The 15020-nt window shown below is 64.8% G+C and carries 12 protein-coding genes; 11 read left to right on the forward strand and 1 reads right to left on the reverse strand.

What is annotated here, in order from left to right; genetic code table 11:
* Positions 1–273 precede the first annotated feature (273 nt).
* From JXA24_04545 to JXA24_04555, 3 genes are all read left to right on the forward strand, one after another.
* Positions 274–1497: a hypothetical protein gene (locus tag JXA24_04545; protein ID MBN1283024.1), complete on the forward strand. Its 1224-nt coding sequence runs from the start codon at positions 274–276 to the stop codon at positions 1495–1497.
* 148 nt (positions 1498–1645) lie between these two features.
* The gene (locus tag JXA24_04550) at positions 1646–3856 is read left to right on the forward strand and encodes a hypothetical protein (protein ID MBN1283025.1); all 2211 of its coding nucleotides are present in this window, start codon (positions 1646–1648) and stop codon (positions 3854–3856) included.
* A 458-nt stretch (positions 3857–4314) separates the two neighbouring features.
* Positions 4315–5769: a putative metal-binding motif-containing protein gene (locus JXA24_04555; GenBank protein ID MBN1283026.1), complete on the forward strand. Its 1455-nt coding sequence runs from the start codon at positions 4315–4317 to the stop codon at positions 5767–5769.
* Positions 5770–5778: 9 nt separating this feature from the next.
* Here the strand turns inward: JXA24_04555 and JXA24_04560 are convergent, their stop codons facing one another.
* The gene (locus tag JXA24_04560; GenBank protein ID MBN1283027.1) at positions 5779–6282 is read right to left on the reverse strand and encodes a hypothetical protein; all 504 of its coding nucleotides are present in this window, start codon (positions 6280–6282) and stop codon (positions 5779–5781) included.
* A 275-nt stretch (positions 6283–6557) separates the two neighbouring features.
* On the opposite strand from JXA24_04560, the gene hisG reads away from it, so the two are divergent.
* The 8 genes from hisG to JXA24_04600 are packed head-to-tail and all read left to right on the forward strand — an operon-like array spanning position 6558 to position 14716.
* Positions 6558–7430 (forward strand): ATP phosphoribosyltransferase, encoded by an 873-nt coding sequence (hisG, locus tag JXA24_04565; GenBank protein MBN1283028.1) that lies wholly within the window; start codon positions 6558–6560, stop codon positions 7428–7430.
* An 8-nt stretch (positions 7431–7438) separates the two neighbouring features.
* Positions 7439–9160, forward strand: coding sequence for an aminotransferase class I/II-fold pyridoxal phosphate-dependent enzyme (locus JXA24_04570; GenBank protein ID MBN1283029.1), 1722 nt, complete (start codon positions 7439–7441; stop codon positions 9158–9160).
* Positions 9157–9741, forward strand: coding sequence for an imidazoleglycerol-phosphate dehydratase HisB (gene hisB / locus JXA24_04575; GenBank protein ID MBN1283030.1), 585 nt, complete (start codon positions 9157–9159; stop codon positions 9739–9741). The genes JXA24_04570 and hisB overlap by 4 nt, the downstream gene beginning before the upstream one ends.
* Positions 9741–10340 (forward strand): imidazole glycerol phosphate synthase subunit HisH, encoded by a 600-nt coding sequence (gene hisH / locus JXA24_04580; GenBank protein MBN1283031.1) that lies wholly within the window; start codon positions 9741–9743, stop codon positions 10338–10340. The genes hisB and hisH overlap by 1 nt, the downstream gene beginning before the upstream one ends.
* A gap of 16 nt (positions 10341–10356) precedes the next feature.
* Positions 10357–11112, forward strand: coding sequence for an imidazole glycerol phosphate synthase subunit HisF (hisF, locus tag JXA24_04585; protein ID MBN1283032.1), 756 nt, complete (start codon positions 10357–10359; stop codon positions 11110–11112).
* Positions 11109–12374, forward strand: a complete 1266-nt coding sequence (gene hisE, locus JXA24_04590) for a phosphoribosyl-ATP diphosphatase (GenBank protein ID MBN1283033.1) — start codon at positions 11109–11111, stop codon at positions 12372–12374. The genes hisF and hisE overlap by 4 nt, the downstream gene beginning before the upstream one ends.
* Before the next feature lie 16 nt (positions 12375–12390).
* Positions 12391–13653: a histidinol dehydrogenase gene (gene hisD / locus JXA24_04595; GenBank protein ID MBN1283034.1), complete on the forward strand. Its 1263-nt coding sequence runs from the start codon at positions 12391–12393 to the stop codon at positions 13651–13653.
* Between the two features lie 10 nt (positions 13654–13663).
* Entirely contained in the window at positions 13664–14716 is a 1053-nt protein-coding gene (locus JXA24_04600) for an aspartate--ammonia ligase (GenBank protein ID MBN1283035.1), read from the forward strand.
* Positions 14717–15020: the final 304 nt, after the last annotated feature.

The raw sequence follows: 15020 nt of genomic DNA on the forward strand, positions 1-15020 counted from the left end.
GAGCCTGCCTGCCGGCAGGCAGGGAGGCCGGATTCAGCAGCCTATATGACCCGGCCGACGAAAGCCCCCGACGAGACGGCGTCTGAGTCGAGGAGGGATAGCGAGAAGAGCACCCCGAGCCGCTCCGTCTACATCTGGTAGATGAAGCGCAACTTCGGGGTGATCGATTCCCGATAATCATCATAGGGATTGGTGTTGCCCTAGTGCGCGTTTGGGCCTATAATGCGCCGGAAAGATTAGAGAAATCATAGCGTTTCAGGAGGTTCCCCGAACGTGTCGAACGTCTCGATAGAGCAGAGATACCAGCAGCTCATGGACCTGGTGCAGAAAAACGCGCCCATGGAGGAGATCCAGAAGGCGGAGGTGGAGCTGGCCGATGCAGTCCAGCGCGCGCCGTTCGAGATCAAGGAGGGCACGCCGTTCTTCCAGCAGCTCGCGCAGAAGCTCGACGCCACGCAGGCGTTCCAGCACTTCAGGCTATTGAACGGCAGGATGGTGGACGACCGGCGCGAGCAGTTCATGGGCCGCCCCGAGAAGCAGGCCGATGAGGCCGGCAGGGCGGCGCAGCAGGAGCAGGCCAAGGAGGTCGCAAAGGAGGTCGCCAAGGACGCCGCAAAGGAGGGCGCCAAGGCGGCGACAGAGGAGGCGGGCAAGAAGGCCGATGCCAAGGAGGCGAAGGAGGGCGCCCGCGCGGCCGCAAGCATGAAGCTCTCCGAGGGGCTGGACCAGAGGGCGGCAGGAAAGCGCCTGGACGAGATGCTCTCGAAGTTCGAGAGGCTGGTGATCGACCGCTTCGAGGGGGGCAAACAGGTCGCGCAGGAGAGCGCGGACGGAAAGCCCCACTTCAATCCCAAGACAGAGGCGGAGTGGAAGCAGTTCTTCCAGAACTTCCTGGACCGCACGGTCGCGAAGAAGGCCCTCATCGACGACATCAAGCAGCTCTTCATGCGCGGCGTGGTGCAGAAGGGCGGAAAAGGGATCTTCATCGGCGACATGCATCTGTCAAATGGGAGGGTGGAGAAGTTCGTGCGCTTCTCGATCATCGCCGAGGCGCTCGCGAGGCTCCGCGCCATGATGCCCGGCAGCCAGATCACAAAGGAGATGCTCGGCAAGATGACGAGCGAGGAGCTGCTCTACCTCGCGCTCGCCGCCACGCGCGGCCGCGAGTTCGCGTTTCAGCAGAAGGATGCGGAGGGCCGATTCGGGCTCGCGAAGGCGGAGGCCCAGGCCGCTGAAAAGCTCGGCATCCCGCTCGAGCAGCAGCTCGCTAAGAAGGCGCGGATGCTGAAAGACCGCCGCGGCCGCGGCATGGCCTGGTACGACAAAGACGGCGAGCCGGAGGAGCTGCCATACCAGTTCGTACCCTGGTGGCAGTGGGGCAACCTCACCGGCCCCTCCAACACCAAGTGGGTCACCCGCGTATTCTACGGCGCGCTGTTCATAGTCTCCCTCATAGGCATCGTGGTGCTCACCCTGCGGCTTTTGGCGGGTGGGTAAAGCTTCACTTTTGTAGTATCAACCTAATATATTAATTTATATGGTTTAATTTACTTTTACTTCAAGGCAACTCCAGGGCCCGCGCTGCCGATAATATTGATGTATGGGTATCATAATCAAACCTGGCAAAATTCCTGAAGAAACCGCTTTGAGGATAAAAACCCTCTACCGCGAAGAGGCCTCTGTTCTGCTCGCACAGGGCCCGCGTGAAACAGACAGGGCCCACTTCGAGCTCACGATACAGGAGGGCGAGATCGAGGGCGGGGAGGCGCTCGAGACAGGGGAGGAGGGCTCGGGTGTCCTGGCAGACTATCTCACACTGAACGAGGGCGGCAAAGGCGTCACTTCGAGCGGAATAGGCTTTGTGATCGAAGAGGGCGTGCCGGCGCCTCGCATAGATAATTTCAACCGCCTCTTCGTCACATATCACAACGGTTCGGGCGAGCTGCGCGCAAGGTCCTTTGACAACAGGTCGTGCATCCCGATGGATGTTGAGCAGGCAGACGGGCTCCCCGCGCAGAGGCTCGAATGCTTTGAGACCTCGTTCCTCGGCGCCGCGGAGTTCGTCTCGCTCAAGGTAGGGGACTGGAACGGCGACGGCCGGATCGACATGGCATATGTTGTGGATGACCCGATCCTGGGCAGGCAGACCTATCTCTTCCAGAACAAGCCGATCCATGAGATCGCGCCCGAGGGCGCCTCGCAGCTGTGGAAGGTCTACGACGGGCTGCTCGCGGACGGCGTGGAGCTGGACGCGCACTTCATAGGCAGGATGAGGGCGCTCGGCGCGAAGATGGTCGAGCTCATGAAAGAGGGTGAGGACGCCATTGTCGACGACATCATGCGGAAGATCGACTATGCAATGGGTCTGGGTCACAGCGTGGAATACAGTTTCAAGCTCGATTTCCTGACCGCGCTCCTCGACGTGTTCGAGCTCTCGGGCGGAGATCTTCGCATCGTGGCCGATGTCGGCATCAAACGAGACGAATTGCTCTTCCACAATCTTCGGCTCATGAGGCTCGCAGGCATGTTCGCGAAGGCGCGCGACAAGGACAGCACAGGCAGCCTCAAAGAGGCGTATCTGGTCAACATGATGAGCGGCCTCTACTGGTACTCAATTGCTGGAATGACGCCCTATGCGGATGCCGAGTACGAAGCCCTGGTCCGCTCCATAGCCTCGATGGGGAACGGCATGACCGAGGAGCAGCTGGCCGGCATACACGCGGCGATGTGGTTCGGCTTCATTCGCCCCCATGACGGTCAGGGGACCACTCCCGTCGGGCTCGCCTCGCAGATCGACCAGGCCATGTCAGCGCCGGATGCAAAGGGGCGCTATGCTGCGCTGTACGATCTCTTCAGGGGAGATCTCGATCTGGACGCGGATTTTCTGGTAAAGTACTCCCCCTTCATCACCGCCTCAAATCTCCCGACCTTAGAGGACTTGAGGATCGCCGATGCGGCCATCGGGTCCGAGGATGCGCTCCGCCTCTACCAGAAGTTCAACATCACCCGCTTCGCGCGCTATCATCCCTCGGTGCTCAGGCACCTGGTCGATATGGCGAAGGACCCGGATCACATGAGGGACAGACCGCTGGTCATGATCGTCACGGCACAGTTCGACGGCACGGGGATGTTCCACTGGGGCCGGAGGTTCGAGTACGACCCGCGCGTGCGGGTGGTGGCCGTGGAGGTGGGTTCGGTCCCGGAATTGGACTTTGCGATCAGGGACCTTGCGAAAAAATACGGCGCTCCGGACAGCGTGATGATAACCGCGCACGGCGACCCCTCGTACATGATGATGGGATATTTGAGCCCCGACGAAGCCCGCTCGTCTAGCACCGGTTTTCTCATGGCCGAAGAAAGATCTGTCGGTCACAAGGTGTCGTTGCTCTCGGTGGATCACCATTATGATTTTCTTTCCAAGAATCTCGGCGGCGTGTTCGGGAGCGCGAGGCCCCAGATCGTGCTCAACTCGTGCAGCACGGGCAAGGAGAGGCCCGACGGCAGGCTCAATGTTGCGCAGATGTTCGCCAACGTCTTCCAGACCGAGGTCTATGCGCCCGAGGCGGTGGAGGGGCTCTTGAAGCTCGACGTGGATGTGGACGCCAACGGCCGCGCGAGGCTGAATCCCCTCTTCGCAGAGGTGCGCGACGGTCCGATCGGTCTCAACGACGGCGGCCGGAGGTTCGTGCCGCAGCCCTACGGCATGGTCACGCGGCGGGGGCTCAGCCGGCGGCAGAGGGACGCGGTGGCCTCGTCCGGCGAGGCGCTCCCGGGCTCGGACCGCATCCCGGACCTCGGCAAAAAAGAGGGCCGCAGTCGCGCGCGAGAGTTCTTCCGCGGGATCTTCGGGTGGTGAGTCCCCCATCCGGAGACTTGAAACGACGAATCGTTCGATCCGACGTCCTTTCAGGGACGCAGCGATATCTAAATAGTTAAAATTTAAGAATAAATTATCGATCTGAAACGGTCAAAAAGGCCCGCATCTTGCATGTACATATCTCCATGACAAAACTTGACAGCTCATGCGTGGCGGTTCTGGCAGCGGTCCTGGCCTTGGCGTTCATCGCCGGTTGTTCTGCCGGCGGCAGCGACGCTGAGGAATGGTTCGATTCACCCGGTCCCGCCGTGCAGCAGGACGGGCAGCCGGACGATATGGCTGGCGATCTCTCCGATGGCTCCGGGGAGGAGCGCTCAGATGAGTCGATCGTGCCTGAGGACGAAGCGCCTCCGGACATCGTAGTCGAGGAGCCCGAGTTCGAGGGGTTCGGCACGAACGATACCGATACAGGCAGCCCTGCTGTCGAGCCGGAGCCCATGGAGATAGTAATCTTAGGCGATGTGCAGACGAGCGCGGTCGAGCTGGAGCCTTACACGCAGGAGTTCGCCGCAGCAGGCGGCACAGGGTTCTACACGTGGAGCATCAGCGGTGCGCTCCCCGACGGCCTCTCGTTCGTAAAGCAGGGGAGCGTCGTGAGTATCAGCGGAGCTCCTTCGGAGGGATCCGAGGGCAGCTATCCGATCACGATAACGCTCAGCGACACCCTGGGCTGGTGGCCGAACGATTCAGTATCCTTTACTCTCTCTGTCACGCTGCCTGCGGCTGAGGAGCCTGCGGCAGAACCTGAGCCTGAATCTGAACCTGAGCCTGAACCTGAGCCTGAAGAGGAAGCATCTCCGCCCGCTGTCCCGGACGGCCCCTATACGCTCCGCTGCTTCTGGGATGCGGACGACGTCGACGGCGACGGGTATGCAGCCGCAGGCTCCAAGTCCTATCTCGTCGGCAGGGAACTGAACAACCGGCTCACTTGCCCGGCCGGTTACGTGCCGGCGACCGGCGACTGCGACGATTCGAGCGCCTCGATCCATCCGAGGAGGGGCGAGATCGCGTTCAACGGCGTTGACGACAACTGCAACGGCCTCACGGACGAGCCGGCGCCTGTATACCCGTCGAGCTCATCCCGCAGCTTCGAGACCTCGTTCGAGATGATCTTCAAGCTCAACGACCAGGCCGCCGCAGCGGTCGAGGGCGATCTCTACGCTGACGTCGAGTACGCGAGGCTCAGGGATTCGGCGAACGCGCAGACCCGGTCGAAGGTGTTCGTGAGCGCCTACACCTCCGGCGGGAGCAGATACGCCAAATACACCCTCGACGGGCTGAGCACGACCACGGTCTACAGGGCGAGGGTCCGCTTCTTCAGCAGGGCCGGCACCTCGTACAGCGCTCTGGGGCCTCTCTCGCCCTGGTATTACACGACAACAAACGGCACGACCGAAAAGAGCATCGTCAGGACCAAAATCGTCGTCAAGGCTCTGAAGCAGCACTCGGACGCGCTCGAGGGCAAGGTCGGCACGCTAGGCACCGTGGACGTGAACGGCACGCGCTACGGCGCAGACCATGACGAGTGGTGGTGCAGTGAATTCTATGCGTGGAACGCGAGCAGCTGGCTCAAGGGCGTGGGCTCGAAGACCTCGGTGGACGCGCTGAAGAGCTACTTCTCATACTATGACGGATATTACACGGAGGCGGATATAGGCGTGGGCGATCGCGGCGACTGGGTGAGCATTGACGGCCATCACAGCACCATGCTTCTTGCCATAGAGAAGAACGGCTCTACGAACAAGGACGACTGGTCGATCTGGACCGTGGAGGGAAACACCGGCGATTCGGGCGGCGTGCCTGTGCCTGCGAACAACGTGGGCGTGAAGAAGCGGAAGGTCTCTTCCTATGTGATGGGGCTGGGCCACATCATGAGCTCCCAGCTGCTCTGAATCCCTTCATCATCTGATGAACCTGGCCAGCAGCTCTGCTCCCCTGAGGGACGGCGGCCGGGGGCAAGGCTTCCTGCCCAGCGTCCTGGCAAGGTTTCTTCCGTAATTGTTCGGGTGCGGGAAACGCACGATTCTCCGGGCTGCGATCTCGAGTTCCTCCATATCCTCTTCATCGCCCCCGCTCTCGCTGACTGAGACCGCTTCCTCCTCGTAGTCGTCGATATAGTATGGATAAGGGAATTCGGTCTGGGGCTCGCCTTTGAGCTCCGTTGTCTTCTCCTTTGTGCCGGGATCGTTCCGCCACGGTATTTCGGCAAAGAGCGGATGGGAGGCAAATCGGCCCGCAGGCAGCCTGAAGCCCTCAACGAAGGGCGTCCTGTGCAGATTGACTTCGATGGAGAGGGGAGTGCGCGCAAGGGCGCCTGCCGTCTTGATGCTGTTCTGCAACGGCTGCCTGTCCGGCAGCTGTATCGGGGCGAAGAGGCGAAAAAGGACGACCGGACTCGAGTTCATGCTGCGATCTCCTCTAATGCTTTATAATAAAGCGCCTGCGCCTAGTCAATGCGGAGGCGATTTGCAAGACAAAAAAAGGTTTTCAGTTGACACGGGAACCTTCTGTGGGGCAATCTCGATTCCCGATGAAGAAGGCGCGCGACAACCACTATCACATGACCAGTTCCTGAAGGAGCCGGTTTGTGATTTCGTGCGCAGAGCGATAGCACGCAAGACGCCGGCCCTGGGGCCGGCGTCGTCGTTTGCGGTCCCTCATGGGTCGCAAGGAGGATGCGATGATGATGAAGGACAGATCGAAGATCAGGATGGCGCTCCCCAAGGGACGCATGCAGGAGGGGGTAGTATCGCTCCTGGCCGACGCGGGGATCGACGTGCGTTTTCCGAAGCGCGGGTACAGGCCGCGGCTCTCTCTCGCCAACTACGAAGCTAAGATACTCAAGCCCCAGAATATCATAGAGATGCTCGGCGCAGGGTCGCGCGACGTGGGGTTCGCAGGCGCGGACTGGGTGGCGGAGCTGGGCTTTGAGCTCACGGAGCTCATCGACACCGGGCTCGATCCGGTGCGCATGGTGGCCGCGGCGCCGGCCGAGCTGCTCGAGGGCGGGAGGCTGCCCGGGGGAAGGCTCGTGGTGGCATCGGAGTACGAGAGGCTGGCGGGGAACTGGATCGGACGCGAGCGGCTGGACGCGACCCTGGTTCGCACCTACGGAGCCACCGAGGTATTCCCCCCCGAGGACGCGGACCTGATCGTCGACCTCGTGGCGTCGGGCGAGACCCTTCGCGCCAACAAGCTCGTGGAGGTGGCGGAGATCATGCGCTCCTCCACGAGGCTCTACGCGAACCCCCGCGCCATGGATGATCCGAACAGTCGCGCGGAGATCGAGGAGCTTGTCATGCTGCTCCGATCGGTCATCGAGGCGCGCGGCAGGGTGATGGTGGAGCTGAACGTCCCTGCCGACAGGCTGGAGTCGGTGATCGAGATACTGCCGTGCATGCGCGAGCCCACGATGGCGGAGCTGCACGGAGGGGCAGGCTACGCGGTAAAGGCGGCGGTGCCGCGCGCCGAGCTGCCGAGGCTGATACCGGAGATAAAGCGCAGGGGGGGCTCGGACATAGTGGTCATGAGCCTGGCGCAGATAATGTCATAGGGGCCAAGATGGGCGAGCGAAGATCCATAATGCCTTCGCCTGCGGTGAGCGGGATGACGGCCTACAGCGTCCCGAGGCACGGGGCGCCGATCGACCTGTGGCTCGACGGCAACGAGGGCGCGGCCCCTCCCGCGGAGCTGATCGAGCGGATAGCTGCCGCGGGCACAGAGGCGATGAGGCGCTATCCCGACGCGCGCCCTCTCGAGGAGAGGATAGCCTCTATGATCGGCATCGATCCGGGCCGCTTGATCGTCACCGCAGGAGGCGACGACGCGATATACCGCGCGCTGAAATCGGTGCTGGCCCCAGGCAGGGAGCTGATTCTGCCTGAGCCGACCTTCGAGATGTTCGAGCGCTACGCGAGGCTCGCCGGAGGCGAGGTGGCGAGGCTCTCGTGGGCGGAGGGGCCCTATCCGGTGGAGGATGTGATAGCCGGCATCAGCGAGCGCACCGCGGCGATCGCGGTGGTCTCCCCGAACAACCCGACGGGGCTCGTGGTCTCGGAGGACGATCTGAGGAGGCTTTCCGCCGCAGCCCCGCACGCCCTCATAGTCGTGGACCTTGCCTACGCGGAGTTCGCAGATCGCGACCTCACAGGGGCGGCGCTTGAGCTGCCCAACGCGGTCGTCATACGCACCCTGTCCAAGGCGTGGGGCCTGGCGGGCCTCAGGGTCGGCTGGGCTGCCGGCCCCGCCGAGGTGATCGGCTGGATGCGCGCCGCCGGAAACCCCTACGCGGTCTCCTCCGCTTCGCTGGCCATAGCGGAGGAGAGGCTCTCCCACCGGAGGAGCGTCGGCGAGTTCGTCTCGACCGTTCGATCGGAGGTGAAACGCATAAGCAGGGCGATCGAGGATCTCGGAGGCCGGGTCCTCCCCTCGCAGGCCAACTTCGTGCTGGCGAAATTCCCGGATGCAGCATGGGTGCGCGACGGGCTCGCAGGACTGGGCATAGCGGTGCGGGCGTTTCCCGGCAGGGAACGGCTCGAGGACAGCCTCAGGATCACGATGCCGGGGAACGGGAGGGATTTCGACAGGCTGCTCTCTGCGATAGAGACCGTGCTCGCCCCCGAGGCGATCATATTCGACATAGACGACACCCTCGCGGACGTTACCGAATCGTACAGGCGCTCGATCGTGGAGACAGCCCGCTCGTTTGGTGCTGCCGCCTCGCCGGCCGACGTCGCGAGGCTAAAGGCGGCAGGCAACTCGACAAACGACTGGGAGCTGACCTGGCGGCTGCTCGGGGAGTCGGGGATCGAGGCGTCGTTCGAGGAGGTACGGCGCCGGTTCGAGGCGATATACCAGGGCACGGGCGAAAGGCGCGGGCTCAAGGAGAACGAATCGCTCATGGTCGACTCGAGGATGCTCGAGCGACTCTCCCGCAGGTTGAGGCTCGGCATAGTCACCGGCAGGCCGCGCTCCGATGCGGCCGCCTTCCTCGCCAGGGAGGGGATCGACCGCCTCTTCTCCGCCGTGGTCGCCATGGAGGATGGACCGCAGAAGCCCGATCCCGTGCCCGTGAAGGCGGCGCTCTCTGCTCTCGGGGCCTCGCGCGCCTGGATGGCAGGGGACACGCCGGACGACATGCGCGCGGCCAGGGCGGCCGGCGTGCTTCCGATAGGGGTGGTCGCTCCGTCGGATGACCCTGAAGCAGCTCGGGCCGCGCTCACGGGAGCCGGGGCCGCCCGCGTGTTCTTGAAACTCTCCCAGATAGAGGAGGTGGTCCCATGACAAGGAAGGCCGAGATAAAGAGGAAGACCGGCGAGACCGAGATCGAGCTGATGCTCGACCTCGACGGCAGCGGCAGGGCAGAACTCTCCACAGGCGTCGGGTTCCTCGACCATATGCTCGCGGCGCTCGCGCGCCACGCCCGCTTTGACCTCGCGCTCTCGTGCAAGGGGGACCTCCGGGTCGACGACCACCACACGGCCGAGGACTGCGCGCTGGCGCTGGGCCAGGCGATCGACCGCGCCCTCGGCGAGAGGCGCGGGATCGCGCGCTTCGGCTGGGCGTACGCGCCCATGGACGATGCCCTCGCTCGCGCGTCGGTTGACCTGTCGGGCAGGCCCTTCTCCGTCGTGCGCCTCGGGCTCTCATCGGATCGAGTGGGGGACCTGGCGTCGGAGAACGCGGAGCACGCGATCGCCTCGCTCGCCCAGTCGGCACGCGCCGCGATCCACGTGGACGTGCTGCGCGGAATGAACGACCATCACAGGGCCGAGGCCGCCTTCAAGGCGCTGGCGCTCGCCCTCAGGCAGGCGGCGGCCCTGGACGGCTCACAGGAGGTGCCGAGCACCAAGGGGGTCCTCTGATGGGGCGCTCCGATGTGACCGTTGTCAGGACCGGCAGCGCCAACCTCGCCTCGGTCCTCGCGGCCCTGAGAAGGCTCGGCGCGGTGGCGAGCCTCACCGAGGAGCCGTCTGAAGTGCAGCGCGCGACACATCTGGTGCTGCCGGGAGTGGGGACGCTCGCGGCCGCGATGCGAAAGCTCACGGAGGACAGGCTCGTGGAGCCGCTCAGGGAGAGGGTCGCGGCCGGAAGGCCCACGCTGGCGATCTGCCTCGGGATGCAGATGCTGCTCGAGGGGAGCGAGGAGAGCGACGGCGTTGAGGGGCTCTGCATCGTTCCGGGCATTGCCGAACGCTTTCCAAAAGGGGTTAGGGTGCCGCAGCTGGGATGGAACCGGATAGAGGTAGAGGCTGAGGCTGAGATTTTGAGGGATGGATATGTTTATTTCGCGAACTCGTATCGGCTGGTCGCTGCGCCGGAGGGCTGGTGCGTGGCCTCCTCCGACTACGGCGGCCGCTTCGTCGCGGCCGTAGAGCGCGGCAGCGTCATCGGCTGCCAGTTTCATCCGGAGCTCTCGGGGGAGTTCGGGCTGGGAATAATCGAAAGATGGTTCAAAGGTTAAAGGTGAAAGGAAGTCGATGCTGACAGTGAGGATAATCCCCTGCCTCGACGTGCGCGACGGGCGCGTGGTGAAGGGGATCAGGTTCCAGGGGCTCAGGGACGCGGGCGACCCGGCTGAGCAGGCGGCGCTCTACGAGCGCCAGGGCGCGGACGAGATAACCATGCTCGACGTCTCCGCCACGCCGGAGGGCAGGAATACCGCCCTCGGGACAGTGGCCGCGGTCCGGGAGAGGATCTCGCTCCCGCTCACGGTCGGCGGCGGCGTGCGGGGCGTCGGGGATGCGCTCGCATTGCTCGCAGCCGGCGCGGACAAGGTGGGCGTGAACACCGCGGCTGTGGAAAACCCTGAGCTCATCGCCGAGATGGCCGATCGTTTCGGCAGCCAGTGCGCTGTCCTCGCGATCGACGCCTCGGCCCGGGGAGGCGGCGGCTTCGAGGTGATGACTCACTCGGGGAAGAGGCGGACCGGGATCGACGCGGTGGAGTGGGCGGCGAGGGCGGCGGAGCTCGGTGCTGGAGAGATACTCCTCACCTCCTGGGACCGCGACGGCACGAGGTCCGGATACGACCTTGACCTCATTTCCGCGGTGGCGGGCGCGGTCGGCGTGCCGATCGTAGCGTCGGGCGGAGCATCCGACGCATCGCACATGGCGGAGGCGTTGCGCGCCGGCGCCTCCGCGGTGCTGGCCGCGTCTATCTTCCACTACGCGGAGCACACCGTCGGATCGCTCAAGGCGGAGCTGGCCGCGATGGGAATCGAGGTGCGCAGATGATCATACCTTCGATAGACCTGCAGGCAGGCCGGACTGTACAGCTGGTGGGAGGGGAGAGGCTCGAGATCGACGCGGGCGACCCCATACCCATAGCCGAGCGCTTCAGCGTGGCCGGCGAGATAGCGGTCATCGATCTGGACGCGGCGATGGGCAGCGGCGGGAACAGGGCGCTCGTCGAGGAACTCGTGCGACGATTCACGTGCAGGGTCGGGGGAGGGATACGGGACTATGGGGCCGCCGCCGGATGGCTCGACGCCGGCGCGAGCAGCGTGATCATCGGCACCGCAGCGACACCGGAGCTTTTGCGCCGACTCCCGAGGGAGCGCGTGATAGCGGCGCTGGACGCACGATCCGGAGAGGTGGTGGTCGAGGGATGGAAGAGGGGGACCGGCCGGGGCATCATCGAGAGGGTCGCGGAGCTGAAGGATCACGTCGGGGGGTTCCTCGTCACCTTCGTCGAGCGCGAGGGGAGGATGGGCGGAACGGACATGGAACTCGCCCGCAGGGTCGTGGAGGCGGCGGGGAAAGCGAAGGTGACGATCGCAGGCGGCGTTGCGGCCCTCGCCGAGATAGCGAAGCTCGACCGGATGGGCGCGGACGCGCAGATCGGAATGGCTCTCTACAGCGGCAGGATGGATCTCGCGGACGCTATCAGCTCGCCGCTTAGATCGGACAGGCCCGACGGGCTGTGGCCAACGGTCGTGGCCGACGATTCGGGGGTCGCGCTCGGGCTGGCCTGGTCGGACGCGGAAAGCCTGCGAGAGGCGGTCCGCCTGCGCCGCGGGGTGTATTGCTCACGAACGCGCGGCCTGTGGATCAAGGGCGAGGGCTCGGGCGACGTGCAGGATCTCATCCGCATAGACCTCGACTGCGACCGCGACGCGCTCCGTTTCACGGTGCGACAGTCCGGGCAGGGCTTCTGCCACCTGGGCACCAGGACCTGCTGGGGCGACGATGGCGGGCTTCGGAGTCTATCGCGCAGGCTGTTCGAGAGGAGAACCAAGGCCCCCGACGGCTCCTACACGAGGAGGCTCTTCGACGACCCGGCGCTGCTCGCTTCCAAGCTCAAGGAGGAGGCCGGAGAGCTCGCCGAGGCAAGGGGGGATGGCGTCGCAGAGGAGGCGGCGGACCTCATCTACTTCGCGCTGGTCGCCATGGCGCGGTCGGGGGTGGAGATCGCGGAGGTCGAACGCGTGCTGGACAGACGCTCGCGGAAGCTCACGCGCAGGCCGGGCGACGCGAAGCCGGCCATGAAAAAATGACGCGGATGGAGATCATATGGTTCTGATGAAGATCATGGATGCGGGCGATCTCAATCTCTCGCGCAGGGAACCGGTGGACTCAGAGGCGCAGAGGGTCGCGCAGGCCGTGGTCGATGAAGTGCGCGCGGGCGGCGAGGAGGCGCTGCGCCGCTGCGCGGAGCGCTTCGGCGAGGTGAGGCAGGGGGACAAGCTGTTCTACTCGCGCGAGGAGCTTGCGCGCTCGCTCGATTGCGTGGAGAGGGCCGACAGGGAGCTCATCGCCCGAGTCGCGGATCGGATACGCAGATTCGCTGCAGCGCAGCGCGAGAGCTTGAAGCCGTTCGAGTTCCCCATCCCGGGCGGCACGGCGGGCCAGATGATCGCGCCGGTGGCGCGCGCCGGATGCTACGCGCCGGGCGGCCGCTTCCCGCTTCCATCCTCGGTGCTGATGACGGCGGTGACCGCCAGGGCGGCCGGCGTCGCCGAGGTGTGGGTGGCCTCTCCGAAGCCCACCGCCATGGTGCTGGCGGCCGCGGCCGCCTCGGGCGCGGACGGGCTCCTCGCGGCGGGCGGGGCGCAGGCGATCGCGGCCATGGCCTACGGCGCGGGCCCCATGCCCGCGTGCGACGTCATCGCTGGGCCGGGGAACAGGTACGTGACAGCCGCCAAGAAGATCGTATCAGGCACTGTCGCCATAGACATGCTGGCCGGCCCGTCCGAGCTCGTGGTGCTGGCCGACTCGTCGGCAGACCCAGCGGTCGTGGCCGCGGACCTCATCGCTCAGGCGGAGCACGACCCCGACGCGATTCCTGTCCTCGTGACCACCGACCGATCCTTGGCGGAGGATGTGCTGCGCAGGATGGACAGGCAGCTCGAGAGACTCCCCACCGCCAAGACCGCGCGCGGCGCCCTCGCCAACGGCTTCGTCCTCGTCGCCTCCGACATGAAGGGGGCGATCGAGGCGTGCGACCGAATCGCGCCCGAGCATATCGAGCTGCAGGTCAAGGATGCCGAAAGATTGGCGGAGAAGCTCTCCAATTATGGCGCCCTGTTCATCGGCGCCGCTGCCGCGGAGGTCCTCGGAGACTACGGTGCGGGCCCGAACCACACGCTGCCCACCGGCGGCACCTCGCGCCACACCGGGGGGCTGTCGGTGCTCAATTTCCTCAGGGTCCGCACGTGGATGCGGATCGACGACGCGGCCGCGGCCCGGGGGATGATCGAGGATGCGGCGCGGCTGGGCGAGATCGAGGGATTGGCAGCCCACGCGATTTCGGCTAATCTGCGCATCTCACGATAAGGGGGGGACGATGGCAAGGGCGGCGCAAGCGAGAAGGCACAGGCTGATAATCCCCGAGGGCTACAGGCCGAAGCTCCACCTGCGCGAGACAGAGGTGGCCATAAAATTCGTCAAGGACCTCTTTCAGAACCGCCTTGCGCGCGTCCTCTCGCTGCAGCGCGTCTCCGCGCCGATCGCGGTCACGCAAAAGAGCGGGGTCAACGACTACCTGAACGGCATCGAGCGTCCGGCATCGTTCTACATAAAGGACGTCGGGCTCGAGGCGGAGATCGTGCAGTCCCTGGCCAAGTGGAAGCGCGCGGCGCTGGCCGACTACGGCATGAGGCCGGGCGAGGGGCTCTACACGGACATGAACGCGATCAGGCCGGACGAGCGCCTGGACAGCCTCCACTCCGTCTACGTGGACCAGTGGGACTGGGAGAAGATAGTGAGAAGGGATGAGCGCAGCCTCGAATATCTGAAGGGGGTCGTGCGCTCGATATACGCGGTGATCGCCGGGACCGAGCGCATGGTCTGCCGCCGCTGGCCCAAACTCGGCAAGCCGGTGCTCCCGCCGCGGATCCACTTCGTGCACTCGGAGGATCTGGAGGCGGCCTATCCCTCGCTTTCCCCCGAGGATCGCGAGGAGAGGGTCGCCAGGCAGAGGGGCGCGGTCTTCGTGATAGGCATAGGACACCCGCTCGCCGACGGCAGGCCGCACGACGGCCGCGCGCCCGACTACGACGACTGGTGGACCGAGACCGGCCGCGGCCGCAGGGGCTTAAACGGCGACATAATCGTCTGGAACCCGACGCTCGGCTGCTCGTTCGAGCTCTCATCCATGGGCATCAGGGTGGACAAGGTCTCTCTCAAGGCCCAGCTGGCCCTCCGGGGCGTCGAGACATCCCCCTACCACCGCAGGATCCTGAGCGGAGATCTGCCGCTCTCCATAGGCGGGGGCATCGGCCAGTCCAGGCTCTGCATGTTCTTCCTCCGAAAGGCCCACATAGGCGAGGTGCAGGCCGCGGTCTGGCCCGACCAGATGCGCCGCACCTGCGCGGATGCAGGCATAGAGCTCCTCTGACGAGTTTTGCCTTGCCTTGCCCCGATTTGCGTTATAAGACGCATGATCCTGACACCGCGAGGAGGCCGAAATGATCGGAAAGCCGGCATCGCTTCTGCCAACTCTTGCACTGAGACCGCCGGGGGGCAACTCTTCGATAGTGATGTGGAGCGGGCAGCTCAGCGGGGAGATCGTCCTGGGGAACGCATTTCCAGATCTGGCGAGGGGATTTATTCGGAACGATCGGCCGAATGCGGCGCGCTTCGCGTCAGGGCCCCCTCCCTCAGAAGGGGGAGCGCTTCGCGGAGCGGGCGGAGTTCCCCCG

The sequence above is a fragment of the Pseudomonadota bacterium genome (assembly GCA_016927275.1).
Classification (GTDB): Bacteria; UBA10199; UBA10199; order 2-02-FULL-44-16; family JAAZCA01; genus JAFGMW01.

Excerpts from the sequence above, each read along its gene's own strand:
- JXA24_04555 (MBN1283026.1), top strand. The coding sequence starts at position 4,315 with ATGGAGATAGTAATCTTAGGCGATGTGCAGACGAGCGCGGTCGAGCTG.
- JXA24_04560 (MBN1283027.1), bottom strand. The coding sequence starts at position 6,282 with ATGAACTCGAGTCCGGTCGTCCTTTTTCGCCTCTTCGCCCCGATACAG.
- hisG (MBN1283028.1), top strand. The coding sequence starts at position 6,558 with ATGATGATGAAGGACAGATCGAAGATCAGGATGGCGCTCCCCAAGGGA.
- JXA24_04570 (MBN1283029.1), top strand. The coding sequence starts at position 7,439 with ATGGGCGAGCGAAGATCCATAATGCCTTCGCCTGCGGTGAGCGGGATG.
- hisB (MBN1283030.1), top strand. The coding sequence starts at position 9,157 with ATGACAAGGAAGGCCGAGATAAAGAGGAAGACCGGCGAGACCGAGATC.
- hisH (MBN1283031.1), top strand. The coding sequence starts at position 9,741 with ATGGGGCGCTCCGATGTGACCGTTGTCAGGACCGGCAGCGCCAACCTC.
- hisF (MBN1283032.1), top strand. The coding sequence starts at position 10,357 with ATGCTGACAGTGAGGATAATCCCCTGCCTCGACGTGCGCGACGGGCGC.
- hisE (MBN1283033.1), top strand. The coding sequence starts at position 11,109 with ATGATCATACCTTCGATAGACCTGCAGGCAGGCCGGACTGTACAGCTG.
- hisD (MBN1283034.1), top strand. The coding sequence starts at position 12,391 with ATGGTTCTGATGAAGATCATGGATGCGGGCGATCTCAATCTCTCGCGC.
- JXA24_04600 (MBN1283035.1), top strand. The coding sequence starts at position 13,664 with ATGGCAAGGGCGGCGCAAGCGAGAAGGCACAGGCTGATAATCCCCGAG.